This window comes from Streptomyces lunaelactis, assembly GCF_003054555.1.
Taxonomy (GTDB): Bacteria; Actinomycetota; Actinomycetes; order Streptomycetales; family Streptomycetaceae; genus Streptomyces; species Streptomyces lunaelactis.
On sequence record NZ_CP026304.1, the window covers coordinates 1,964,582 to 1,986,327 of the forward strand.

Below are 21,746 nucleotides of genomic sequence, written 5' to 3' on the forward strand. Positions count from 1 at the left end.
GGTCGGGGCTCCGGCCCGAACCCCGCGACCCAAACGCCGGCGGGGCTGGGTTCAGCCCCGCCGGCGACAACGGTCAAGCTCGCTGCTTTTTGTCGCCGCGTACCGTGCTGTACGCCCTGTCGCCGAGGAAGACGATGAGCACGGCCGCCGCGAGCTGAAGCGCATGCCGGCCCCAGTCGATGCCCCTGGTCTCGTCGATCCCGAACCCCATCGCCAGCCAGTTGCCGAGTGCGGCGCCGCAGATGCCGAAAATGGTGATCAGCCACAGGGGACTGTGCTGCTTGCCGGGGATGATCGCCTTTGCGATCAGGCCCAGCACGAATCCCACAATGATCGCCCACAACCAGCCCATGGCTGCCTCCTCGTACGGCCCTGTGTGAGCAGTTACGCCGCCAGTCTCGGCCTGTCCGCCATACGGCGCATGTCGGGCACCGCCATACGCGCGACGGCGCAGTCGGGACACGCAGGCGGGTCCGCCCCCGCTCTCGTAGGCGTCGCAGGCGCGGCGTACGGTGGAGTGGTCAGGACCGGGAGCGTCCGACGTGGAAACCGGGTGGTGGACGTGATGCGGAAGCATGGCAGCGCGGAGGTATTCCGGATCACGGGAGCCAGGCAGGGGCTCGCCGAGGATGTGCGCGGCCGGGAGCGCCGCTATGTGATCTCCATGTCGGTGCGGACCCTCGCGGTGATCCTCGCCGTCACCCTGTGGAACGTGGAACGCCCCGTGGCGATTGTGGCGCTGGTGCTGGGTGGGGTCCTCCCCTATATCGCTGTGGTGATCGCCAACGCGGGCCGGGAGAGCGCCCCTTCGCTGCCCTCGACGTTCGTCCCCGCCCCCTCCCGGCCGGTGATCGCGCCCGTCTCCGCGCCCTCGCCGGCGCCCGGCGCAACAGAGGGCGAACCGGAGGCCGGAGCCTCTGAACGGGGCCGTCAGGGGCACGAACGGACCTGATCTCGCGGGCCCGTGAAGCTCAGGAAAAGCTCAGATCAATCATGAAGTTCCTGTGCACTGCACCCCGGTCCCCGTGACATACTTCGTACGCGCTCCGCATCCCCCGTCGGAGCGACGGACCGACGCCGGGCAGCTCCCCCCGTGGCTGCTCGGCGTCGCCTTGTTTGGGATGAACATCAGTGAGTGACGAAACGCCGATCTGCTCCGCCAAGGGCTGCCGCGCCGACGCGGTCTGGGTGCTCGCGTGGAACAACCCGAAGCTGCACACTCCCGAGCGCCGCAAGACCTGGCTCGCCTGTGACGATCACCGCGAGCATCTCTCCCAATTCCTGGGTGTGCGTGGCTTCTTGAAGGATGTCGTGACGCTCGCGGAGTGGGAGCGGAACTCCGGCGCGGGCTCCGACTCGGGCCACGGCCTGGGCTCCGACTCGGGCCACGGCTCAGCCGCCGATCGCTGACATCGGCCGATCGGGCTGCAGGAACGTCGGGTCGTCAAGGCCGGATCCGGCCTTCTTGCCCCACATCGCCAGCTTCCAGAGGCGGGCTATCTCCTCGTCCGGCGCCTCCGAGCGCAGTGCGGCACGCAGGTCCGTCTCCTCACGGGCGAACAGACAGTTGCGCACCTGGCCGTCGGCGGTGAGCCTGGTGCGGTCGCAGGCCGCGCAGAACGGGCGGGTGACGGAGGCGATGACGCCGACCCGGTGCGGCCCGCCGTCCACGATCCAGCGCTCGGCGGGCGCGGAGCCGCGCTCCTCTTCACCCTCCTCGGTGAGCGTGAAGCGCGTACGCAGGGACTGCAGGATGTCGCCTGCGGTGATCATGCCGTCGCGCTTCCAGCCGTGCTGCGCGTCGAGCGGCATCTGCTCGATGAAGCGCAGCTCGTAGTCGTTGGCCACAGCCCAGGCGAGCAGGTCGGGGGCCTCGTCGTCATTGAGACCCGGCATCAGCACCGTATTGATCTTGACCGGGGTGAGGCCGGCGGCGCGGGCGGCGTCGAGCCCGTTCAGTACGTCGTCGTGGCGGTCGCGGCGCGTGAGGGTCTTGAAGACCTCGGGCCGCAGGGTGTCGAGCGAGACATTGACCCGGTCCAGGCCGGCGGCCTTCAGGGCGGCCGCGGTGCGCTTCAGCCCAATGCCATTAGTGGTCAGCGACATCTTCGGGCGGGGCTCGAGCGCGGCACACCGCTCGACGATCCCGACCAGGCCGGGCCGCAGCAGCGGCTCCCCACCGGTGAAGCGGACCTCGGTGATACCGAGGTCGGTGACGGCGATACGAATCAGCCGGACGATCTCGTCATCACTGAGCAGATCCGGCTTGGCGAGCCACTGCAGGCCCTCTTCCGGCATGCAGTACGAGCACCGCAGATTGCACTTGTCAGTGAGTGAAACACGCAGGTCAGTGGCCACACGGCCATAGGTGTCGATGAGCACTATGGGCCCCCTCCCCGATTCGCGGATCTTATTGTCTTCGAGCCTACGCCAGAGGTCCGACAACGGGGTGGCCCGATTGTCACGAGGACCGGCGCGGCCGCGTCGTAGGACTCTACGACGCGGCCGCGCTTCGTACGCGTGGAACGCTCCTGGTCAGTGCGCTCCCGTCCCGGTGAGGGACTTGACCTCGAGCTCCGCGTACTTGCCCTTGTCGGGCTCCTCCTTCGACACGAGGGAGCCGAGCCAGCCGAGCAGGAAGCCCAGCGGGATCGAGACGATTCCCGGGTTCTCCAGCGGGAACCAGTAGAAGTCCGCGTCCTTGAACATCGAGGTGGGCTTGCCCGAGACGACCGGCGAGAAGAGCACCAGCAGCACGGACGAGGCCAGACCGCCGTAGATGGACCACAGGGCGCCCTGTGTGGTGAACCGCTTCCAGAACAGGCTGTAGAGGATCGTCGGCAGATTCGCCGAAGCGGCGACCGCGAAGGCGAGTGCGACCAGGCCTGCGACGTTCAGATCGCGGGCCAGTGCCCCGAGCGCGATGGAGACGACGCCGATGGCGACCGTCGCCCAGCGGGCCGCACGGACCTCCTCCTTCTCGGTGGCCTTGCCCCTGCGGATGACGTTCGCGTAGATGTCGTGCGCGAACGAGGACGAGGACGCCAGGGTGAGGCCCGCGACCACCGCGAGGATGGTGGCGAAGGCGACCGCGGAGATCACCGCCAGCAGAATCGAGCCTCCGGTGGAGCCCGATCCGCCGCCGATCTCCAGGGCTGCCAGCGGGGCCGCCGTATTGCCCGCCTTGTTGGAGGCGATGATGTCGCCGGGCTTGAGCAGAGCGGCGGCACCGAAGCCGAGCACGATGGTCATCAGATAGAAGGCGCCGATGATGCCGATCGCCCAGATCACCGACTTACGGGCGGCCTTCGCGGTGGGCACGGTGTAGAAGCGGATCAGGATGTGCGGCAGTCCGGCGGTGCCCAGCACCAGCGCGATGCCGAGCGAGATGAAGTCCAGCTTCGAGATGCTCGTGGCGCCGTACTTGAGACCGGGCTCCAGGAACGCCGATCCCTTGCCACTGTTCGACGCGGCCGTGCCGAGCAGGTCGGAGAGGTTGAAGTTGAACTTCAGCAGGATCAGGAAGGTGATGAGCAGGGTGCCCGCGATGAGCAGGACCGCCTTGACCATCTGCACCCAGGTGGTGCCCTTCATCCCGCCGATGGTCACGTACACGATCATCAGTACGCCGACCAGGGCGACGATCGCGATCTTGCCCGCGTCGCTGGTGATGCCGAGGAGCAGCGAGACCAGGACGCCCGCGCCGGCCATCTGCGCCAGCAGATAGAAGATCGAGACGACGATGGTGGACGTGCCCGCGGCGGTACGGACCGGGCGCTGGCGCATGCGGTACGCGAGGACGTCGCCCATGGTGTAGCGGCCGGAGTTGCGCAGCGGTTCGGCGACCAGGAGCAGCGCGACCAGCCAGGCGACGAGGAAGCCGATGGAGTACAGGAAGCCGTCGTAGCCGAAGAGGGCGATGGCGCCCGCGATGCCGAGGAAGGACGCGGCGGACATGTAGTCGCCGGAGACCGCGAGGCCGTTCTGGAAGCCGGTGAACTGGCGGCCGCCGGCGTAGAAGTCGGAGGCGCTCTTGGTCTGGCGGCCGGCCCACACGGTGATGACCAGCGTCGCGACGACGAAGCAGGCGAAGAGCGTGATGATCAGCGGCCGGTGCTCGCTCGCCCCTTCTCCTGCGGCGAGCTGAAGCGGGGGATACGCGGCGTACGCGGCGCTCATGCGTCGGCCTCCATGCGGGACTTGATCTCCTGAGCCTTCGGGTCGAGCTTCGTGGCGGCGTGCCGCGAGTACAGCCAGGCGATGAGGAACGTGGTGGCGAACTGGGCGAGTCCGAAGACCAGGGCGACATTGATGTTGCCGAAGACCTTGGTGCCCATGAAGCCGCCGGCGTAGTTGGAAAGCAGCACGTAGAGCAGGTACCAGGCGATGAAGGCGACGGTCAGCGGGAAGGCGAAGGAGCGGTATGTGCGGCGCAGTTCGCCGAATTCCGCACTCTCCTGCACCTCGACGAACGCCTCTGTCGTGGGCTGAGCGGGGCTGGTGTCCGTGCCGCCCGGGGGCGGCGGTGCATCGGTAGCCACGGAATCTCCTCGCGACGCGGGTGCGGTGGGGAAGGACGTAGGGGTAGTCACAACAGAACCTCACTGGTCGGGGATGGATTGATGTTGCTCCACCCCCTGACAACGGCACGGTGAGCACGCCGAACCGGTTCAACATCAGCCTCTTTCTTGCCGCTTTCTTCTCGAATTTCTTCTCGAACTCATTGAAGGCGCCGCATGATCAGCGATAGCTTCGCTGGTCATGTACCCGCCCATTCGCAACAGGGGTGTCTGGGCGGGTTTGTCACGGATGATGTGGAGAACCCATGGCTCATCTGGGATCCAGACGGCGGCGCGCGCTCGCTCTGCCCGCAGGTCTGGCACTCACGGCCTCGCTCGGCTTCCTTCCCGCGGGAGCCGCCTCGGCAGCCCCGGCGGACGAGGTACCCGCCGCGGTCGTGACCGACGGCCCGAAGCTGTCGTATGTCGTGAACGTCAAGGGCGGGTACGGCACCGCCACAGCGGTGAAGAAGGCGATAGCCAAGGCGGGCGGTTCGGTGGTGATCGCCTATGACCAGATAGGTGTCATCGTCGTCCACTCGCAGAACCCGGACTTCGCCACGGCGATCCGTACGGTCCGGGGCGTCGCCTCGGCCGGCGCGACGCGCACGGCGCCGATCGCCCCCGCGGCCGACACGGCGATCGACTCCGAGCGTCCGCTGACCGCCGAGGAGGCGAAGACGGCGGCGGCGCAGGCGGACGCGGACCAGGACCCGCTCGAGCCGCTTCAGTGGGACCTGCCCGCCATCAAGGCGGACAAGGCTCACGAGAGGACGCTGGGCAGCAAGAAGGTCACCGTCGCGGTCATCGACACGGGTGTCGACGACACCCACCCCGACCTGGCGCCCAACTTCGACGCCCAGGCGTCGGCCAACTGCGTCACCGGCAAGCCGGACACCACGCCGGGCTCCTGGCGGCCGGCCGCCGACGAGAGCGACCACGGCACGCATGTCGCGGGCACGATCGCCGCGGCCAAGAACGGCGTCGGCATCACCGGTGTCGCGCCGGGCGTCAAGGTCTCCGGCATCAAGGTGTCGACCCAGCCCGGCTTCTTCTACACCGAAGCGGTCGTCTGCGGCTTCGTCTGGGCCGCGGAGCACGGCGTCGATGTGACCAACAACAGCTACTACACCGACCCGTGGCTGTTCAACTGCAAGGACGACCTCGACCAGGGGGCTCTTGTCGAGGCACACCGCCGGGCCATCGGGTACGCGGAGCGCAAGGGCGTGGTGAACGTCGCCGCGGCCGGCAACTCCAGGATGGACCTGGCCTCCGACGCGCTCACGGACACGACGAGCCCGAACGACACCACTCCGGTCGAGCGGGTCATCAACCCCCGTGACTGCCTGGACATTCCGACCCAGATTCCCGGGGTCGTCACCGTCTCCGCGCTGGGTGCGAAGAACCTGAAGTCCTCGTACTCCAACTACGGTCTCGGCGTCATCGACATCTCCGCGCCGGGCGGTGACTCGACCGTCTTCCAGAAGCCGGACGCGCCTGCCGTCGACGGCCGGATCCTGTCGACGCTGCCGGGCGGCGGATACGGCTACAAGGCCGGTACGTCGATGGCTTCGCCGCATGTCGCGGGCGTCGTCGCGCTGATCAAGTCGCAGCACCCGTACGCTTCGGCGGCGCAGGTGAAGGCGCTGCTCTACGGGCAGGCCGACGACACGGCCTGCACCAACCCGTACGACATCAACGGCGACGGCACTGTCGACGCTGTGTGCGAGGGCGGCACGCGCGACAACAGCTTCTACGGAACGGGTGTCGCCGACGCCCTGGACGCGGTTCGCCGGTAACAGCGCTCTGGGGGGCCGGACGTGGCATTCCGCGTCCGGCCCCTTCGCATGACACTCGACCGCATGACACTCGACCGCATGGCACTCGCCGCATGGCACTCGGTTGGCACTCAGTGCCATAGTGCCTGTATGGCTCAGACATCCTTGGGCGCTACGTCTTCGAGCGGTACGCCTTCGAGCGGCACTGCCCAGGCGTGGGCGGCGCTCGGCGGCGATCCCACGCTCCTCGGCCGCGTCCGGTACGAAGGCACCGGCGGGCTGCCCGCCGAACTGCCCGTCATGGAACTGGCCCGCTCCTCCGTGGCGGTCTGCGCGCTGGCCGCGGCCGAGCTCGCCGCCCGCCGTACCGGTGGGCAGGTCCCGTCCGTCCGGGTCGACGACGGTGCGGTCACGGCTGCGTTCCTCAGCGACCGGCTGGTGCGGGTCGACGGCGAGGCGCCGACGACCTTCGCTCCCCTGTCCCGTTTCTGGCGGGCTGCCGACGGCTGGGTCCGTACACACGCCAACTACCCGCACCACCGCGCCTGGTTGCTGGCCGGGCTCGGGCTGCCCGGCGACGCCGGCGTGGAGGCCGTCGCGGCCGAGATCGGCGGGCGCAGGGTCGCGGAGGTCGAGGAGACGGTGTACGCGGCGGGCGGTCTTGCCGTCGCCGCCCGTACGCCCCAGGAGTGGGCGGCGCACGAGCAGGGCGCTCTGGCCGCCACGCACCCGCTGCTGACGATCGCTCCAGTCGATGCGTCTTCGGTGCGCGAGGCGGCCGGGCAACCGCCGCGCGGCTTCCCGGACTTGACGGGCGGCACCCTGCTCCCGGCCGCCGGGCTGCGGGTCCTGGACCTCACCCGGGTGCTCGCGGGCCCGGTCGCCACCCGCACCCTCGCGCTGCTCGGCGCGGATGTGCTGCGGATCGACGCGCCCCAGCTGCCGGAGAGCCAGGAGGCGCACAACGACACGGGCATGGGGAAGCGTTCGACCCGGCTGGATCTGTCCGACCGGGGCGGCGACCGGCGGACCTTCGAGGAGCTGCTGGAGAGCGCGGATGTGGTGGTGCTGGGCTACCGGCCGGGCGCGCTGGACCAGTTCTCCGGGATGGGACCGGCCGAGCTGGCCGTACGCAATCCGCGGCTGGTGATCGCACAGCTCTCCGCGTGGGGCGGGTACGGGCCGTGGGGCGGGCGTCGCGGCTTCGACAGTCTGGTGCAGGTGGCGACCGGTATCGCCGCGATCGAGGGCGATGCGGAGCAGCTCGGCGCGCTGCCCGCGCAGGCTCTCGACCACGGCACCGGGTATCTGCTGGCGGCGGGCGTACTGCGCGCGCTCACCGAGCAGGCCGACGACGGCAGGGCCAGGCTGGTACGGCTCGCCCTCACCCAGACCGCGGCCTGGCTGGTGAACGGCCTCGGGAAGGGCCCGGCGGGGGAAACCGTTCCGTACGACCCCGAGCCGTGGCTCACCCTGACGGACAGCCCCATGGGCCGGCTGCGGCACGCCCTGCCGCCCGTCTCCTTCGCCGGTGGCCCGGTCAACTGGGCACGCCCGTCCGGCCGGTGGGGCACGGACGCACCCGAGTGGCGCTGACCCGGGCCGAGGTCGTGGCTACGGCTTGATGATGACCTTGAGCGCGGTGCGCTCGTCCATTGCCCTGTAACCGGCCGGCACGCCGTCGAGGCCGACCGACAGGTCGAAGACGGGCTCCACGCGGATGTCGTGCGGGCTTGGATGACGGTGGCGCGCATGCGACGGCCTTCAGACGCCCGCAGCGCCCAGCAGCGACCCCGCCGCGTACGTCACGGCCATCGCCAGCGCTCCTCCGCCCACGTTCCGCAGCATCGCGGGCCCGGCCGCCGCCGAGCCCAGGCGGGCGCTCCACCAGCCCGTCAGGGCGAGGGCTGCGAGCACCGAGAGGACCGTGATCAGCAGGCGCAGGGACACGGGCGGCAGGACGATCGCCAGCAGCGGCAGCAGCGCGCCCACCGTGAAGGCCAGGAAGCTCGCGCCCGCCGCGTGCCAGGGGTTGGCCAGTTGGTCCGGGTCGATGCCGAGCTCCACGCGCGCGTGGGCACGCAGCGCGTCCCGTTCGGTGAGCTGCTGTGCCGCCTCGCGGGCCACCTCCGGCGACAGGCCGCGGGCGGCCAACAGGCCGGTCAGCTCCTCGAGTTCCTCCTCGGGCTGTTCGCGCAGCTCGCGTCGTTCCATGGCCAGCGCCGCCTTCTCCGAGTCGCGCTGGGTGGAGACGGAGACGTACTCGCCCGCCGCCATCGACATGGAGCCCGCCAGCAGTCCCGCGAGGCCCGCCGTGAGCAGGGTGGCGCGCGAGTCGGTGGCTCCGGCGACGCCGACGACGAGGCCCGCGGTGGAGACGACGCCGTCGTTGGCGCCGAGTACCGCGGCGCGGAGCCAGTTGAGGCGCGCGCCGAGGGCCTCGCCGTGGGCTTCCTCGTGAGGTGCGTCAGTCACCCGGGGAGGGTCTCACCCTCCCCCTCACCACACCCGCACCGACCCGCCCCGGGCGAACGCCGGGCTGGTCGCGTCGGCCGGGATCTCCGCCAGGGGCTCGGCGATCTCCTCGACCGTCGGGCCGACCTCGGCCGCGATCGGGTCGAGGAGGCCGAGATCGAAGCCGTAGACGCGGGCGGCGTTGCCGCCGGCCATCGCCGCGACCTCGCTCTGGGGCAGGCCCGCATAGGCGATGCGGAGGCCTTCGCGGGAGTACGGGGTCGTGCCCTCGTCGTGCGGATAGTCGCTGCCCCACATGATCTTGTCGAGCCCGATCCGCTCACGCAGCGGTACCTCGTGCGGGCGCATGAAGCTCGCGCCGACGAAGCAGTTGTCGCGCCAGACCTCGCTCGGGCCCCGGCCCATCGAAGCGGCGAGCCCGGCACCGAACTTGGACTCGGCGGTGACGGCCTTCGTCGCCGCGGCCACCAGGCGCGCGTGGTAGTAGTCCAGCATGTCGAGCACGCCGGGGATCCAGCCCGAGCCCTGCTCGGTGAGGACCAGTTTCAGCTCCGGGTGGCGGCGGAAGGCCCCGCCGAAGATCAGGTGCCACAGGGCCCGGTGCGAGAACCAGGTGGTCTCCACCATGAACACCGCGCGGGCCGCCGGTTCTTCGCCCAGCGGCGGCGACGCCGAGCCGCCGTGGTGATTGACCGGTACGCCGAGCTCGTCGCAGACCGCCCAGATCGGGTCGTACGTCTGCGAGTACAGCTCGGGCAGCCCCGAGCCCGGCGGCGTGCCGGGCAGCAGGATCCCGCCGGTGAGCCCGGCCTCCTTGGTCCGGCGGATCTCGCGTACTGCCTCCTCGACGTCGCCCAGCAGGATCTGCGCGACGCCCGCCCGGCGCCCGGGGGCCGCCGCGCAGAAGTCGGCGAGCCAGCGGTTGTGGGCGCGCAGCCCGGCCCAGCGCTGTTCGTACTCCTCCCGTGGCGGCGCCGGGGCCACCAGCGAGGCGCTGGGGAAGAAGGGCGGGATGGTGTTGGGGAAGAGGACCTCGGCGACGATGCCGTCCGCCTCCAGCTCGCTGACGCGGCGCTCGGAGTTCCAGTTCCGGTCGGCGGTGTCGGCGAGCAGATCCTCGTACGGATTGATGTACGTGGCCGCCCAGGCGTCGAAGTCGTCGTGGTACTTCTTCTCCAAGTACGGCTTGTAGTCGAGGAGATCGGCCCCGGCGTGACAGTCGGCGGAGACGACCGTGTAGCGCTCCGTCATGACGAGGCCCCCAGGACCGGGAAGTCATGGTCGGTCAGCCAGTGCCGGCCCACCTCGCGGGACCTCGCCCAGGAGGCCTCGACGGCCGACTGGTCGTCGGGCTGGCCCAGTTCGGCCGGGGTCGGACCGATGCGGCGGGCGATCGGGGCGAGTTTCGCGGTGTCGAAGCCGAAGACGTCCGCGGCGGCCAGGCCCAGCATCCGGCGGGTCTCGGCGACCGGGATGTCGTGGAAGGTGTCCTTCAGCCACGCGCGCGTGCGCGGCCAGGTGCCCTCCGGATGCGGGAAGTCGCTGCCCCAGAGGATGTTGTCGACGCCGATCTCGTACCGCTGGGCGAGCTCGCGCCGTTTGGTGTTGGTGGCGCAGATGAAGATCTGGCGGTCCAGGTACTCGCTGGGGGGCCGCCCCAGTTCGGCGAAGGGCGACAGCTTCTTGCCGCCGTGCGCGCCGAGGTAGAGCCGGTCCATGAACCAGAGGAGGTTCGGCAGCCACCAGCAGCCGGACTCGGCGACGCCGAACCTCAGGCCGGGGTGTCGTTCGAAGACGCCCGACCAGAGCAGGAACCACAGCGGGCGGGCCGGCCACCAGGTGACCTCGGAGACATAGATGCCCAGGTGGTCTCCGTACTCATGGCGCGGAGCCGCGCCGGAGTGGGTGACCATCGGCATGCCGGTCTCGGCCGCGGCCGCCCAGACGGGGTCGTAGCGCCGGTCGTGGTACGGCTCCTTGTCCACCCACATCGAGGGGATCATCAGCGCGCCGAGCCCGGACTCCTTGGCCCGGTGGATCTCGGCGACGACCCGGTCGACCTCGCCGGTGATGGGCAACAGGGCCACCCCGCAGTGCCGTTCGGGATTCTCGCCGACGAACTCGGCGAGCCAGCGGTTGTGCGCCTGCGCGCCCGCCATGCCGAGGTCGGGGTCCTGGTCGCCGGAGAGCCCGAGGCCGACACCGAAGGGCGCGGCGGTCCGGCTGTCGACCGCGTCCGCGTCGGGGAAGACGACCTCGGCCGCCACTCCGTCGCCGTCCAGCTCCTTGAGCCGCTGGGCGGTGTCCCAACCGCCCTTCAGGCCTTCCTCGTTGTCGCTGAACCACTTCGCCGCGAAGGCCTCGTTGCGTACGCCGAGCCGGTTCATCTCCTCGCGGCGCGCGTCGCGCCCGGCGAGGAAGCCGTCGAAGGCCCGGTGGAACCTGCTGTCCAGATAGGGCCGGTACTGCTCGGTCGGCAGCCCGGCATGGCAGTCGGAGGAGATGATCAGGTACGGGTCCCGCTCTGTCATCGCTAGTCCCCAGTCCCTCAGTCCAGAATGAAGTTTTCCAGGTACGACGGGTTGGCGCGGTCGAGCATCGACTGCGACCGGGCACGGATCTGCCGGTCACTGTGCTCGCTCGCCGGCAGCATCCAGAACCGGTCCGCGCGGATCCCGTCCACGACGAGCCCGGCGACCTCCTCGACCGGCGTGAACGCCACCTCGTGCCCGGCGTCCTTCATCGCCGTCTCCCACTTCTCGAGGCTGCGGTACGGGGTCCTGCGCGGCCGCTCCTTGGCGTACCGCTCGGGCCGGTTGCGGTGCGACTCCCACAGTCCGGTGCGCAGCATGTGCGGTCCCGGGAAGAGCACGGACGCGCCCACGCGCGCGTGCGCCGCCCTCAGATGCGCGTACAGCGACTCGGTCATCGTCACGACGGCCGACTTGGTGACGGCGTACACGGATGCGGTGGGCAGCGGGGCGATCCCGCCGTCGCCCGACGAGGTGTTGACGACATGACCGGGCTCGCCACTCGCGATCATCCTCGGCACAAAGGCCTGGATGCCGTGGAAGACACCCCAGACGTTGACGGCGAAGGCCCACTTCCAGTCGTTGGGCTCGTGCTCCCACATCCGGCCCTCGGCGCCGGAGCCGACCCCGGCGTTGTTGCACAGCACATGGACGGCGCCGAAGGTCTCGTACGCGGCGTCCGCCAGCGCGAGCACCGAGGCCCGGTCGCTGACGTCGACCGTGCGGGCGAGCACCTGGGCGCCTTCCGCGGTGAGTTCACCGGCGGCCTTGCGCAGCGCCTCCTCCTCGACGTCCGCGAGGACGACCTTCAGCCCGTCCGCGGCGAACCGGCGCGCCATCGCGCGGCCGATGCCGCTCGCCGCGCCCGTGACGACGGCGACCTGTCCTGCGCTCAGCTCCATCAGACGCTCCCCTCGGGCGGCTCGTCGAGGATCTGCCGCGGGTCGTCGTAGCGCTGGTGGATGTACGGCAGGAGCGCCTGCGCGCTCACCCGTTCCGCGACCCGGCCCTTCTGATCGGTGGTCTTCTCGCCGATGGTGAGCTCGACAACGCGGCGTACGGGGAGGTCGGCGACGGGGTCGTACACCGACTCGCGCAGCACCACATCGCCGGTGATCTTCTCCAGTCTGCGGAACTTCTCGTTACGGGTGCAGTGGACGAGCACCGGGTCGGCGTCGAAGCCCTGACCGTCCACCGCGGGCAGGAACTTGAAGTAGAAGTCGAGCTTCTCGGCCGGCTCGGGCAGCGGAAGGGGGCCGTCCACCGCGCCCCGCACCTCGACGAAGGCGATGCCGTGCCGGGCGAGCGCCGCCCGCACGAGCAGGCCGTCCCGCTCGACGGTGACCTCGCCCAGCTTCTTGGGCTCGCCGAAGACCTCGCGTCCGCCGATCAGCGCGCGCTCGTGGGTCATCGGCATGACGAGGGGGTACCAGCCCTCGCGTCCGTCGTGCAGCGCGGCGACCGCCACCGAGCCGGCGCCGAGCGGATAGCCGGTCAGGTCGACCTTGCTGATGTTGGCCCGTACGAGCGGGCGCTCGGTGGGCCCCAGTGGCGGCGGGAGTACGGCCGCGACCGCGTCCGGGTCGCTCTCCCACACCGCCACCACGCCCGTGGACCAGATGTCGGGGAGCTTGGAACTGGATGCGCGGGCCGCGGTGATCTCCGCCTCGGTGCGCGCGCCGTACCGTACGCGTGCCATGCCGTACCGCCCTTCGTCGGGAAGCCTGTAACACAGTTACACCGACGGCGATGAAGGGTAAAGAGCCGTGCACGTACCGGAATTGGGGGTCCCATGCCGAGAACCGCGCTGACCCGCGAAGAGGTACTCGAAGCGGCCGGCGCCCTCGTCAGGCAGCACGGCCCGGGGGCCCTGACGATGCGCAGGCTCGCCGCCGAGCTCGGAACCGCCGTCACCTCGATCTACTGGCATGTGGGCAACCGTGAGTCCCTGCTGGACGCGCTGGTCGAGCGCACGGTCCAGGAGATGGGCGCCATCCGGCCCGTCGGCCGTACGCCCGCGCAGCGGGTCGTCTCGGTCGCGCGCGGGCTCCGCCGCGAGCTGCGCGAGCGCCCGCATCTGATCGCGATGGTCCATGAACGGGGCCTGACGGAACGGATGTTCCTGCCCGCCCAGCAGGCGCTCGTCCATGAGATGCACGCCGCCGGACTGCGCGGGACGCGCGCCGCCGAGGCCGTGCGCGCCGTGCAGTTCCAGGTCGTCGGCTTCGTGCTCGTCGAGCGCAACCGCGAGCGCTCGCCCGTCCAGTCGCCCGGCGAGGGCGAGCTGTGGGACGACGCCACGACGGCGGAGCACGACCCGGCGCTGGCCCGCGCGCTGGCGCGGCCCGCCGATCCGGAGAGGCTGTTCACCGCCTCCGTACGGGCGTTGGTGAGCGCACTTGTGGACACGTGAGTGTGAGGGGGACCGGGCCCGTCCGTCGCTGTCAGTCCCGGCCCGTATTCTCTGTGACCATGCTCGACGACCGTACGACCGCAGCGACGACGTGGCCGGGCGCGTACCCCCAGGGGTACGCGGTCGTCGACGTGGAGACCACCGGACTCGCCCGCGACGACCGGATAGTGTCCGCTGCCGTGTACCGCCTCGACGCCCGGGGTGATGTCGAGGACCACTGGTACACCCTGGTCAACCCGGAGCGCGATCCGGGCCCGGTGTGGATCCACGGTCTGACGAGCGACGTGCTGGAGGGCGCCCCGCTCTTCGGCGATATCGCCGCCGAGTTCTCCGAGCGGCTCGACGGCCGGGTCCTCGTCGCGCACAACGCCATCTTCGACTGGTCGATGATCGCCCGGGAGTACGCGCGCGCGGAGCGGGCCGCGCCCACCCGCCAGCGGCTGTGCACCATCGCGCTCTCCAAGGAGCTGCGGCTGCCGCTGCCCAACCACAAGCTGGAGTCGCTCGCCGCGCACTTCGGGGTCGTACAGCAGCGGGCGCACCACGCGCTGGACGACGCCCGGGTGCTGGCCGAGGCGTTCCGGCCGAGTCTGCACACCGCGGCCCGCGATGGGGTGCGGCTGCCGCTGCTCGAGTGCCGCCCGCTGACCGAGTGGTCGGACTCCCCCGCCACCCCGCGCATCGGCTACCAGGCGTCGTACGGCCAGGGCTCGTACGGGCAGAACGGCTGGCGGCCCTCGCGCAAGCGCCCGCCCTGCCCCTACCCCAACCCCGGGCGGTACGAGGTGGGCGAGCAGCTGACGCAGGGGATGCGGGTGGCGTTCTCCGGCGACACCTCCGTCGACCGCGAGCTGCTGGAGGACCGGGCGATCGAAGCGGGCCTGCACATCGCGACCGGCGTCTCCCGGCTGACCAGCCTGCTGGTGACCAACGATCCCGAGGCGTCGACATCGAAGACCGTCAAGGCGAAGTCGTACGGCACCCCGGTCATCGACGAGGCTGCCTTCACCCAGCTGTTGCGGGACGTGGCCCCGGCACGCGCATCGGAGTGAACCCGGCGCGACTCGCCGCGCCGCGCGCCCGCCCGCGGCCACCGCGCGTCCCACCCTGTGGCGCATGGCACGTTGCGAGGTATGCGGAAACGACTACGGCATGTCCTTCGAGGTGCACGCGCAGGGCGCGGTGCACGTCTTCGACTGCTTCTCCTGCGCCATTCACCGCATGGCGCCCATCTGTGAGCACTGCCGGGTCCAGGTCATCGGCCAGGGTGTCGAGGCCGACGGCCACTGGTACTGCGGCGGGCACTGCGCCCGCGCCGACGGAAAGGCGGGCATCGTCGACAGAGTCTGATCCCGGGCCCCCGGAGCCAGGCTCCTCGGCGCCGGCTCCCCGACCCCCACTCCTCGCACCCCATGACCCCAGTTGTACGGTCATGGGGTGTACCGCTTCCTGTTGTCCCGGCAGTGGGTGATCCTCACCCTCATCGCCCTCGTCCTCATCCCCGCGATGATCGAGCTGGGCTTCTGGCAGCTCCACCGGCACGAACACCGGGTCGAGCAGAACGGCCTGATCTCACGGAACCTCAGGGCGAAGCCCGTACCGGTGAGCGAGCTCACCTCCCCCGGGCACACCGTCCCCCGCGCCGACTACTGGCGCCAGGTCACCGCCACCGGCACCTACGACAGCGCACACGAGGTCGTCGTACGCCGCCGCACCTCCGCCGACGAGCGGGTCGGCTTCCATGTGCTGACCCCGCTGGTCCTGGCCGACGGCCGAGCGGTCCTGATCAACCGCGGCTGGGTCCCGGCCGCCGCCGACCAGAAGGCCTTCCCCGCCGTGCCGGCCGCCCCCAAGGGCAGCGTGACCATCACCGGCCGGCTCAAGGCCGACGAGACGACCAGCGCCAGCGGCATCAAGGACCTGGCCGGTCTGCCGCCCCGCCAGGTCATGCTGATCAGCAGCGCGCAGCAGGCGAAGGCGCTCGGCCGGTCCGTCCTCGGCGGATATCTGGAACAGAGCGCGCCCGAGCCCGCCGGCGGCAACCCGGAACTGATCCCCGAGCCCGACCACCAGTCCATCGGCCCGCACATGGCGTACGCCGTCCAGTGGTGGCTGTTCGTCGCGGCCGTACCCGTCGGCTGGGTGATTCTCGTACGCCGGGAGAAGCGCGACGGCCAGGCAGCCAGTACCCCGAACTCACCGGAACCGGCCACCGCGGCTGCTTAGCGGACGCGCCTGGCGGGAACACGCCAGAGCGTGACGCAACGTATCGAGGACTACGCCCTCATCGGCGATCTGCAGACCGCCGCGCTGGTCGGCATGGACGGCTCCATTGACTGGCTGTGCCTGCCCCGCTTCGACTCGGGGGCCTGCTTCGCCGCGCTGCTCGGCGACGAGGAGAACGGTCACTGGCGGGTCGCTCCCAAGGGCGCGGGCCGCTGCACCCGCCGCCGGTATGTGGGTGAATCGCTGGTCCTGGAGTCGGTGTGGGAGACCAGGACCGGCACCGTCAAGATCGTCGACTTCATGCCGCAGCGCGACGCGGCGCCCGATGTCATCCGGATCGTGGAGGGCGTCAGCGGCACGGTCGAGATGGCCGGAACCCTGCGGCTGCGCTTCGACTACGGCTCCGTCGTGCCGTGGGTGCGGCGCTCGGACGGTGAGCGGATCGCCATCGCGGGGCCCGACTCCGTATGGCTGCGCAGTGAGCCGCAGGTCAAGACGTGGGGGCATCAGTTCAGCACCCGCTCGTCGTTCACGGTCGGCGCGGGCGAGAAGGTGGCGTTCGTCCTCACCTGGCATCCCTCGCACCATGACCGGCCGGCGCTCTGCGACCCCTTCGCCGCGTTGGAGGAGAGCCTGACGGACTGGGCCGCATGGTCCTCGCGCTGCCAGGCCGAGGGCCCGTACCGCGAGGCCGTCGTCCGCTCGCTCATCACGCTGAAGGGGCTCACCTACGCCCCGACCGGCGGGATCGTCGCCGCGCCCACCACGTCCCTGCCGGAGGAGCTCGGCGGCGTACGCAACTGGGACTACCGCTTCTGCTGGCTGCGCGACGCCACCCTCACGCTGGGCGCGCTGCTGTCGGCCGGCTATCTGGACGAGGCCAAGGCCTGGCGCAACTGGCTGCTGCGGGCGGTGGCCGGCGACCCGGCGGACCTGCAGATCATGTACGGGCTCTCCGGCGAGCGCCGGCTGCCGGAGATGGAGCTGCCGTGGCTGAGCGGGTACGAGGGCTCATCGCCGGTCCGTACCGGCAACGAAGCCGTACGCCAGCTGCAGCTCGACGTGTACGGAGAGGTCATCGACTCCCTCTATCTGGCGCGGGCTGCCGGCCTGCCCGCGGAGCGGCACGCCTGGAATCTGCAGCTCAGCCTGCTCGGCTTCCTGGAGTCCAGGTGGCGCGAGCCGGACGAGGGGCTGTGGGAAGTGCGGGGCGCGCGGCGCCACTTCGTGCACTCCAAGGTGATGGCGTGGGTCGCCGCGGACCGTGCCGTACGCACCCTGGAGGAGCATCCCGAGATGCGCGGCGACGTGGGGCGGTGGCGCACCATGCGCGACGAGGTGCACCAGGAGGTGTGCGAGAAGGGGTACGACCCGGTACGGAACACCTTCACGCAGTCGTACGGCTCCGTCGAACTGGACGCGGCGGCTCTGCTCATCCCACGGGTCGGCTTCCTGCCGCCCGAGGATCCGCGGGTGATCGGGACAGTGGACGCGATTCTGGCGGAACTGGGCACCGGCGACGGGCTCGTACGCCGCTACAGCACGGCCGGAGAGGCGGTCGACGGGCTGCCGGGGAGCGAAGGAGCGTTTCTGGCCTGCTCGTTCTGGCTGGTGGACGCGCTGCGGATGACGGGACGGGTGAAGGAGGCCAGGGAGATCTTCGAGCAGCTGCTCGCGTTGCGCAACGATGTCGGGCTGCTCGCCGAGGAGTACGACCCGGTGAGCGGGCGGCAGGTCGGGAACTTCCCCCAGGCCTTCAGTCATATCGGGCTGGTGTCCACGGCCCTCGCGCTGTGCCGGGAGGACACGGCAGGATAGGTCCATGGATCTTGGACTGAAGGACCGCGTCTACATCGTCACCGGTGCGTCCCGAGGGCTGGGGAACGCCTCCGCGCGTGCGCTCGTCGCCGACGGCGCGAAGGTCGTCATCAGCGGGCGGGGCGAGAAGGCCGTGGCGGACGCCGCCGCCGGACTCGGCCCGAACGCCGTCGGCCTCGCCACCGACAACGCCGACCCTGCGACAGCGGATCGTCTGGTCGCGGCCGCGCGGGCACAGTTCGGGCGCCTCGACGGCGTTCTGATCAGCGTGGGCGGCCCGGCGCCGGGCTTCGCGGCGGACAACACGGACGAGCAGTGGCAGTCGTCGTTCGAGTCCGTCTTCCTGGGCGCGGTACGACTGGCCCGCACGGTGGCGGCGGAGCTGGGCGAAGGCGGCGTGATCGGCTTCGTTCTGTCGGGCTCGGTCCATGAGCCGATCCCGGGCCTGACGATCTCCAACGCGCTCCGCCCGGGTCTGGCCGGTTTCGCCAAGTCCCTCTCGGACGAGCTGGGCCCCCAGGGCATCCGGGTGGCCGGGCTGCTCCCGGCCCGCATCGACACCGACCGGGTCCGCGAACTGGACGCGCTGTCGGGCGACGCGGAGGCGGCGCGCACGGCGAACGAGTCCCGCATTCCGCTGCGGAGGTACGGGAGGCCGGAGGAGTTCGGGAAGGCGGCGGCGTTCCTGCTGTCGCCGGCCGCGTCGTACCTGACGGGTGTGATGCTCCCGGTGGACGGGGGCGCGCGGCACGGGTTCTAGGCCGTTCTAGGCCGGGTCTGACAAATAGCGCTCCTGGGGGACGGGGCCCCTCAACTCACTCTGCGCGCCCCGTGCTTCGCCGCCCGGAGCCTGACCTCCGCCGGTAGCGACGCCAGCCCCGCCGAGTCCCTCGCGTGCGCCAGCGCTTCGTCCGTCAGGCGCGTCAGCGCCTCGCCCGGCGCCGCGAACGGTTCCAGCAGCAGGCCCACCCGCGCCTCCGGCGTGCTCCGGCGGCCCGTCAGGCTCACCCGCGCGCGGGCCACGCCCTCCAGGGACTCCGCCTCGCCCGCCAGCACGCCCTCCAGCGCGCGGCCCCGCAGCAGCGCGCCCTCGCCGTCGCCGCTGTCGACCAGGATCTCCGCCAGCCGGGCGCGCCTCAGCTGGGCGAGCAGCCACCAGACGGCGAGCAGCACCAGCACCGCGAGCGCCGCGATGACCACCGGCCACCACCAGCCCTCGTCGCGCCATCGGTACCGGTCCGCCCGGCTCAGCAGCACGTCGTCCCGCCCGTCGTAGGGCCACCAGGACGGCACGGACAGACCCGTACCCGCCGCCAGCACCGCACCGCCCGCGCACAGCAGCACCAGTCCGGCGAGGCCCAGCAGTACGCGATTGACCACCCGAAGCATTCCGCCCTCACCTCACGCCTTCGTCACGCCTTCGTCACGCCTTCTTCGCCGGAGGCCGGCTCACATACACGGTCAGGGCCGGCTGCCTGGCCAGTCCCAGTTCCCTGATGCCGGTGCCCAGTGCCGCGTCCAGATCGGCACGTACGTCGTCGAGTTCACGGAAGTGGGACTGTGCCCGCACCGAGACCTTCGCCCGCCCCATCCGTACGCGTACGGACTGGACTCCGGAGACCTCCATAGCCCGGTCCCGCAGCACCAGCGCAGCGGCCTCCCGGTCCAGACCGGCACGTACCGAAGCGACGTCGCGGCGCATCGGCAGCAGCGCCCGCAGCCCCGGCGTCACGGCGATGACGATCAGGCAGACGCCGAGGGCCATCGCGGCCGCCGCGGCTGCCAGCACCCCCGTCTCGTCCAGCCGCCACTCCTCGAGGTGCGCCGCGGTGGTGCGGCGCCAGTGCATGGCCGGCCGGTCGGCCCGTACCGCCGCGATGTCGTACAGCAGCAGCCCCGTGCCGCCGAGCACCACCACCGCCAGCAGCCCGGCCGGCACCCGGCGTACGGACCAGAAGCGTCCGGCCTTGCCGCCGTCGCCGTCGTCCGGCACCGGCTCGTACGCCGCCGCCGATGCGGACTGGTCCAGATCGAGTACGGGGCCTGCGGGCTTTGCGGGTTCGCTCATCTGGTCCTCCCCTGTGCCGCGCTGCGGAGGTGGTCGGAGTGCAGCCGCTCGACGAGCACCGCCACCTCGGGCACGTCCATCCCCGCCAACGCCCTTACCCGCTCGGTGACTCGATGACGCACGGCACCGCACTGGCGGCCGATGTCGGAGGGATAGTCGAGTTCGAGGCTGATCCGCACCCGGGCGGCGTCATGGTGGACCGTGACCGTGGCACGCGGCGCCTTGCCGCCTGCCGGTACGGCGTCGAGCGCTTCCCGTGCCGCCTGCGCGGCGATCTTCGCCACGACCCGGTCGGCGATCGTGGTCTGCCCGCGCTCGCCGGCGACGATGCTCTCCCTGCCTCCGGTGGGGGGATCCCCAGCGGCCACTGCGGGTCACCGCCGCCGGTCGCCGCGCTCGCGACCCCGGAAGAAGTCGCCGGGTTCGAGGTCGCCCTCGAGGAACCGGCCCGCCACAAAGCCGACCGCCCCCAAGGCGGCCACCAGCAGAAAGGCACCGAAGCCGCCGAAGTATCCGGCGAAGCCGAGCGCCATGCCGGCCATCAGGCCGACCACCGCCATGCTCATCGTGAGCTCCTCTACTGGAGCCGCTGCTCCGGCTCTTCCTCTTCTTCATCGGGCAGTTTCACATCGCTGACCGCGATATTGACCTCGACGACCTCAAGACCCGTCATCCGCTCGACCCCCGAGATGACGTTCTCGCGGACCGCGCGGGCGACATCGGCGATGGAGACGCCGTAGTCGACGACGATTTCGAGGTCGAGGGCGGTCTGCAGCTCGCCGACCTCTGCCTTGACCCCTCGGGTGACATTGGACCTGCTGCCGCCCGGCACCCGGTCGCGCACCGCGCCGAGGGTGCGGGAGAAGCCGCTGCCCATGGCGTGGACGCCGATCACCTCACGGGCCGCGAGCCCGGCGATCTTCTCCACCACGCCGTCGGCGATGGTGGTACGGCCGCGGGATGCGGGATCTCCGCCGCCGCGCCTGGTGCCTGAGGTCTTCCTGAATCCTTCGCCCGAGCCCGACGGCTCGTTGCCGGAGGGCTCGGGCCTGTTCCGCTGAGCGGTGTCGGTCATCGCCGTTCGTCCTTTCCGGGCGCTGGTGGACTCCTCTGCCCACACTAAGTGCGCTTGCCAGGTCTCGCGCCGGGGATGCGGCAGGCTGGAGCAATGACCACTGCTGACGCGGTTCGCAGACGGCTCGGCCTCGGCAGGCTGCTCGCGCTGGGCGGGGCGGCGGACGGGGCCTGGCTGACCGAACAGGCGGCCGACACGGTGCTGCGGCGTGCGGCGGCCGAAGTGCCCGGGGTGGCGCTGGGCCGGCTCAGGCTGGCTCTCGTGGACCCGGAATCGGCGGCTGCTCCGGCCCTACCGGCCCCGCCGAGCGCGCTGCCGCCGGGGCCGCTGCGTATCGAGGCGGATTTCGGGGCGGTGGCGCAGGAGCCGCTGCCGGCCGCCGCGGCAGCCCTGCGCACCGCGCTGTTCACGGCCTCGGCGGACCTGCTGGGCCTTGAGGTCACCGAGGTGGATCTGCGGGTGACGGAGCTGCTGGACACCGCCCCGGAATCGTCGGCCGCCGCTCCCCCACCCGGGGTACGGCCGGTCGCCCCGAAGGACCCGGCGGGCACGGCGGCGGCCGGGGCGCCGGGCGTCGCGCATCTGACGGCCACCCTGGGCACGGCGGTGCACCTGGCCCCGGACCATGTCCGCGTCGAGGTGGCGACCGCGAGCGGCCATCAGCCCCTGGACGTGGTCCGGGCGGTCCGCGAGGCGGTGACGACGGCTCTCGCGGACGGCCGACCGGTGGCGGTGCTGGTCACCTCGGCCCAGGAGTGACTCGTGCTGGGGTCGCTCGCGCTGTGGCGACCGGCACGGGGTGC

The 21,746-nt window shown here is 71.1% G+C and carries 25 protein-coding genes and 1 pseudogene; 11 read left to right on the forward strand and 15 right to left on the reverse strand.

Annotated features, from left to right (window positions below):
- Positions 1 to 73: 73 nt before the first annotated feature.
- The gene (locus tag SLUN_RS08765; RefSeq protein WP_108147948.1) at positions 74 to 352 is read right to left on the reverse strand and encodes a GlsB/YeaQ/YmgE family stress response membrane protein; all 279 of its coding nucleotides are present in this window, start codon (positions 350 to 352) and stop codon (positions 74 to 76) included.
- 213 nt (positions 353 to 565) lie between these two features.
- Between SLUN_RS08765 and SLUN_RS08770 the strand changes: the two genes are divergently transcribed.
- The gene (locus tag SLUN_RS08770) at positions 566 to 952 is read left to right on the forward strand and encodes a DUF3099 domain-containing protein (RefSeq protein WP_108154610.1); all 387 of its coding nucleotides are present in this window, start codon (positions 566 to 568) and stop codon (positions 950 to 952) included.
- A gap of 179 nt (positions 953 to 1,131) precedes the next feature.
- Positions 1,132 to 1,410, forward strand: coding sequence for a hypothetical protein (locus SLUN_RS08775; RefSeq protein WP_108147949.1), 279 nt, complete (start codon positions 1,132 to 1,134; stop codon positions 1,408 to 1,410).
- Here the strand turns inward: SLUN_RS08775 and moaA are convergent.
- From moaA to SLUN_RS08790, 3 genes are all read right to left on the reverse strand, one after another.
- Positions 1,393 to 2,382 (reverse strand): GTP 3',8-cyclase MoaA, encoded by a 990-nt coding sequence (gene moaA / locus SLUN_RS08780; protein ID WP_108147950.1) that lies wholly within the window; start codon positions 2,380 to 2,382, stop codon positions 1,393 to 1,395. The genes SLUN_RS08775 and moaA overlap by 18 nt on opposite strands.
- A 153-nt stretch (positions 2,383 to 2,535) precedes the next feature.
- Positions 2,536 to 4,179 (reverse strand): monocarboxylic acid transporter, encoded by a 1,644-nt coding sequence (locus tag SLUN_RS08785; protein ID WP_108147951.1) that lies wholly within the window; start codon positions 4,177 to 4,179, stop codon positions 2,536 to 2,538.
- A complete protein-coding gene (locus SLUN_RS08790) occupies positions 4,176 to 4,541 on the reverse strand; it encodes a DUF485 domain-containing protein (RefSeq protein WP_108147952.1) in 366 nt (121 codons plus the stop codon). The genes SLUN_RS08785 and SLUN_RS08790 overlap by 4 nt, the downstream gene beginning before the upstream one ends.
- 284 nt (positions 4,542 to 4,825) lie before the next feature.
- Here SLUN_RS08790 and SLUN_RS08795 point away from each other — a divergent pair, with 284 nt between their 5' ends.
- Complete coding sequence (locus SLUN_RS08795) at positions 4,826 to 6,358, forward strand: S8 family peptidase (RefSeq protein ID WP_108147953.1); 1,533 nt, start codon at positions 4,826 to 4,828, stop codon at positions 6,356 to 6,358.
- A gap of 129 nt (positions 6,359 to 6,487) precedes the next feature.
- Positions 6,488 to 7,933 (forward strand): CoA transferase, encoded by a 1,446-nt coding sequence (locus SLUN_RS08800; RefSeq protein WP_108147954.1) that lies wholly within the window; start codon positions 6,488 to 6,490, stop codon positions 7,931 to 7,933.
- Between the two features lie 18 nt (positions 7,934 to 7,951).
- On the opposite strand, the pseudogene SLUN_RS08805 reads toward SLUN_RS08800, so the two are convergent.
- The 6 genes and pseudogenes from SLUN_RS08805 to SLUN_RS08830 form a co-directional block, all read right to left on the reverse strand.
- Positions 7,952 to 8,047 (reverse strand): annotated as a pseudogene (locus SLUN_RS08805) (alcohol dehydrogenase); the annotation flags it as partial.
- Between the two features lie 54 nt (positions 8,048 to 8,101).
- The gene (locus SLUN_RS08810; protein WP_108147955.1) at positions 8,102 to 8,812 is read right to left on the reverse strand and encodes a VIT1/CCC1 transporter family protein; all 711 of its coding nucleotides are present in this window, start codon (positions 8,810 to 8,812) and stop codon (positions 8,102 to 8,104) included.
- 24 nt (positions 8,813 to 8,836) lie between these two features.
- Positions 8,837 to 10,063: an amidohydrolase family protein gene (locus tag SLUN_RS08815; RefSeq protein WP_108147956.1), complete on the reverse strand. Its 1,227-nt coding sequence runs from the start codon at positions 10,061 to 10,063 to the stop codon at positions 8,837 to 8,839.
- The gene (locus tag SLUN_RS08820; protein ID WP_108147957.1) at positions 10,060 to 11,343 is read right to left on the reverse strand and encodes an amidohydrolase family protein; all 1,284 of its coding nucleotides are present in this window, start codon (positions 11,341 to 11,343) and stop codon (positions 10,060 to 10,062) included. The genes SLUN_RS08815 and SLUN_RS08820 overlap by 4 nt, the downstream gene beginning before the upstream one ends.
- A 17-nt stretch (positions 11,344 to 11,360) precedes the next feature.
- Positions 11,361 to 12,245 carry an SDR family NAD(P)-dependent oxidoreductase gene (locus tag SLUN_RS08825; RefSeq protein ID WP_108147958.1) on the reverse strand — a complete coding sequence of 295 codons (885 nt, stop codon included), beginning with the start codon at positions 12,243 to 12,245 and terminating at the stop codon, positions 11,361 to 11,363.
- The gene (locus SLUN_RS08830; RefSeq protein ID WP_108147959.1) at positions 12,245 to 13,042 is read right to left on the reverse strand and encodes an acetoacetate decarboxylase family protein; all 798 of its coding nucleotides are present in this window, start codon (positions 13,040 to 13,042) and stop codon (positions 12,245 to 12,247) included. Before SLUN_RS08830 ends, SLUN_RS08825 begins: the two co-directional genes overlap by 1 nt.
- Before the next feature lie 93 nt (positions 13,043 to 13,135).
- Between SLUN_RS08830 and SLUN_RS08835 the strand changes: the two genes are divergently transcribed.
- The 6 genes from SLUN_RS08835 (at position 13,136) to SLUN_RS08860 (ending at position 18,560) form a co-directional block, all read left to right on the forward strand.
- Positions 13,136 to 13,756 (forward strand): TetR/AcrR family transcriptional regulator, encoded by a 621-nt coding sequence (locus SLUN_RS08835; RefSeq protein WP_108147960.1) that lies wholly within the window; start codon positions 13,136 to 13,138, stop codon positions 13,754 to 13,756.
- A gap of 59 nt (positions 13,757 to 13,815) precedes the next feature.
- Positions 13,816 to 14,808, forward strand: coding sequence for a DEDDh family exonuclease (locus SLUN_RS08840; protein WP_108147961.1), 993 nt, complete (start codon positions 13,816 to 13,818; stop codon positions 14,806 to 14,808).
- Positions 14,809 to 14,872: 64 nt separating this feature from the next.
- Positions 14,873 to 15,106 carry a metallothionein gene (locus SLUN_RS08845; RefSeq protein ID WP_108147962.1) on the forward strand — a complete coding sequence of 78 codons (234 nt, stop codon included), beginning with the start codon at positions 14,873 to 14,875 and terminating at the stop codon, positions 15,104 to 15,106.
- An 87-nt stretch (positions 15,107 to 15,193) separates the two neighbouring features.
- Entirely contained in the window at positions 15,194 to 15,982 is a 789-nt protein-coding gene (locus SLUN_RS08850; RefSeq protein WP_108147963.1) for an SURF1 family cytochrome oxidase biogenesis protein, read from the forward strand.
- A gap of 30 nt (positions 15,983 to 16,012) precedes the next feature.
- Positions 16,013 to 17,800, forward strand: a complete 1,788-nt coding sequence (locus SLUN_RS08855; protein WP_108147964.1) for a glycoside hydrolase family 15 protein — start codon at positions 16,013 to 16,015, stop codon at positions 17,798 to 17,800.
- A gap of 4 nt (positions 17,801 to 17,804) precedes the next feature.
- Positions 17,805 to 18,560, forward strand: coding sequence for an SDR family oxidoreductase (locus SLUN_RS08860; RefSeq protein ID WP_108147965.1), 756 nt, complete (start codon positions 17,805 to 17,807; stop codon positions 18,558 to 18,560).
- A 50-nt stretch (positions 18,561 to 18,610) separates the two neighbouring features.
- Here the strand turns inward: SLUN_RS08860 and amaP are convergent, their stop codons facing one another.
- The 5 genes from amaP to SLUN_RS08885 are packed head-to-tail and all read right to left on the reverse strand — an operon-like array spanning position 18,611 to position 20,943.
- Positions 18,611 to 19,189, reverse strand: coding sequence for an alkaline shock response membrane anchor protein AmaP (amaP, locus tag SLUN_RS08865; RefSeq protein ID WP_108147966.1), 579 nt, complete (start codon positions 19,187 to 19,189; stop codon positions 18,611 to 18,613).
- Positions 19,190 to 19,223: 34 nt separating this feature from the next.
- Complete coding sequence (locus SLUN_RS08870; RefSeq protein WP_108147967.1) at positions 19,224 to 19,868, reverse strand: DUF6286 domain-containing protein; 645 nt, start codon at positions 19,866 to 19,868, stop codon at positions 19,224 to 19,226.
- A complete protein-coding gene (locus SLUN_RS08875) occupies positions 19,865 to 20,236 on the reverse strand; it encodes an Asp23/Gls24 family envelope stress response protein (protein ID WP_159100215.1) in 372 nt (123 codons plus the stop codon). The genes SLUN_RS08870 and SLUN_RS08875 overlap by 4 nt, the downstream gene beginning before the upstream one ends.
- Positions 20,237 to 20,242: 6 nt before the next feature.
- Complete coding sequence (locus SLUN_RS08880; protein WP_108147968.1) at positions 20,243 to 20,434, reverse strand: hypothetical protein; 192 nt, start codon at positions 20,432 to 20,434, stop codon at positions 20,243 to 20,245.
- An 11-nt stretch (positions 20,435 to 20,445) separates the two neighbouring features.
- Positions 20,446 to 20,943, reverse strand: a complete 498-nt coding sequence (locus SLUN_RS08885; protein ID WP_108147969.1) for an Asp23/Gls24 family envelope stress response protein — start codon at positions 20,941 to 20,943, stop codon at positions 20,446 to 20,448.
- Between the two features lie 93 nt (positions 20,944 to 21,036).
- Here SLUN_RS08885 and SLUN_RS08890 point away from each other — a divergent pair, with 93 nt between their 5' ends.
- Positions 21,037 to 21,702, forward strand: a complete 666-nt coding sequence (locus SLUN_RS08890; protein ID WP_257153690.1) for a hypothetical protein — start codon at positions 21,037 to 21,039, stop codon at positions 21,700 to 21,702.
- Positions 21,703 to 21,746 lie beyond the last annotated feature (44 nt).

What these genes read in the sequence shown, in the direction of transcription:
- SLUN_RS08815 (WP_108147956.1), bottom strand. Translation starts at nt 10,063, where the DNA reads ATGACGGAGCGCTACACGGTCGTCTCCGCCGACTGTCACGCCGGGGCC.
- amaP (WP_108147966.1), bottom strand. Translation starts at nt 19,189, where the DNA reads ATGCTTCGGGTGGTCAATCGCGTACTGCTGGGCCTCGCCGGACTGGTG.
- SLUN_RS08870 (WP_108147967.1), bottom strand. Translation starts at nt 19,868, where the DNA reads ATGAGCGAACCCGCAAAGCCCGCAGGCCCCGTACTCGATCTGGACCAG.
- SLUN_RS08885 (WP_108147969.1), bottom strand. Translation starts at nt 20,943, where the DNA reads ATGACCGACACCGCTCAGCGGAACAGGCCCGAGCCCTCCGGCAACGAG.
- SLUN_RS08845 (WP_108147962.1), top strand. Translation starts at nt 14,873, where the DNA reads ATGGCACGTTGCGAGGTATGCGGAAACGACTACGGCATGTCCTTCGAG.
- SLUN_RS08785 (WP_108147951.1), bottom strand. Translation starts at nt 4,179, where the DNA reads ATGAGCGCCGCGTACGCCGCGTATCCCCCGCTTCAGCTCGCCGCAGGA.
- SLUN_RS08795 (WP_108147953.1), top strand. Translation starts at nt 4,826, where the DNA reads ATGGCTCATCTGGGATCCAGACGGCGGCGCGCGCTCGCTCTGCCCGCA.
- SLUN_RS08800 (WP_108147954.1), top strand. Translation starts at nt 6,488, where the DNA reads ATGGCTCAGACATCCTTGGGCGCTACGTCTTCGAGCGGTACGCCTTCG.
- SLUN_RS08840 (WP_108147961.1), top strand. Translation starts at nt 13,816, where the DNA reads ATGCTCGACGACCGTACGACCGCAGCGACGACGTGGCCGGGCGCGTAC.
- SLUN_RS08860 (WP_108147965.1), top strand. Translation starts at nt 17,805, where the DNA reads ATGGATCTTGGACTGAAGGACCGCGTCTACATCGTCACCGGTGCGTCC.
- SLUN_RS08820 (WP_108147957.1), bottom strand. Translation starts at nt 11,343, where the DNA reads ATGACAGAGCGGGACCCGTACCTGATCATCTCCTCCGACTGCCATGCC.
- SLUN_RS08835 (WP_108147960.1), top strand. Translation starts at nt 13,136, where the DNA reads ATGCCGAGAACCGCGCTGACCCGCGAAGAGGTACTCGAAGCGGCCGGC.
- SLUN_RS08825 (WP_108147958.1), bottom strand. Translation starts at nt 12,245, where the DNA reads ATGGAGCTGAGCGCAGGACAGGTCGCCGTCGTCACGGGCGCGGCGAGC.
- SLUN_RS08880 (WP_108147968.1), bottom strand. Translation starts at nt 20,434, where the DNA reads ATGAGCATGGCGGTGGTCGGCCTGATGGCCGGCATGGCGCTCGGCTTC.
- SLUN_RS08765 (WP_108147948.1), bottom strand. Translation starts at nt 352, where the DNA reads ATGGGCTGGTTGTGGGCGATCATTGTGGGATTCGTGCTGGGCCTGATC.
- SLUN_RS08890 (WP_257153690.1), top strand. Translation starts at nt 21,037, where the DNA reads ATGACCACTGCTGACGCGGTTCGCAGACGGCTCGGCCTCGGCAGGCTG.
- SLUN_RS08770 (WP_108154610.1), top strand. Translation starts at nt 566, where the DNA reads ATGCGGAAGCATGGCAGCGCGGAGGTATTCCGGATCACGGGAGCCAGG.
- SLUN_RS08830 (WP_108147959.1), bottom strand. Translation starts at nt 13,042, where the DNA reads ATGGCACGCGTACGGTACGGCGCGCGCACCGAGGCGGAGATCACCGCG.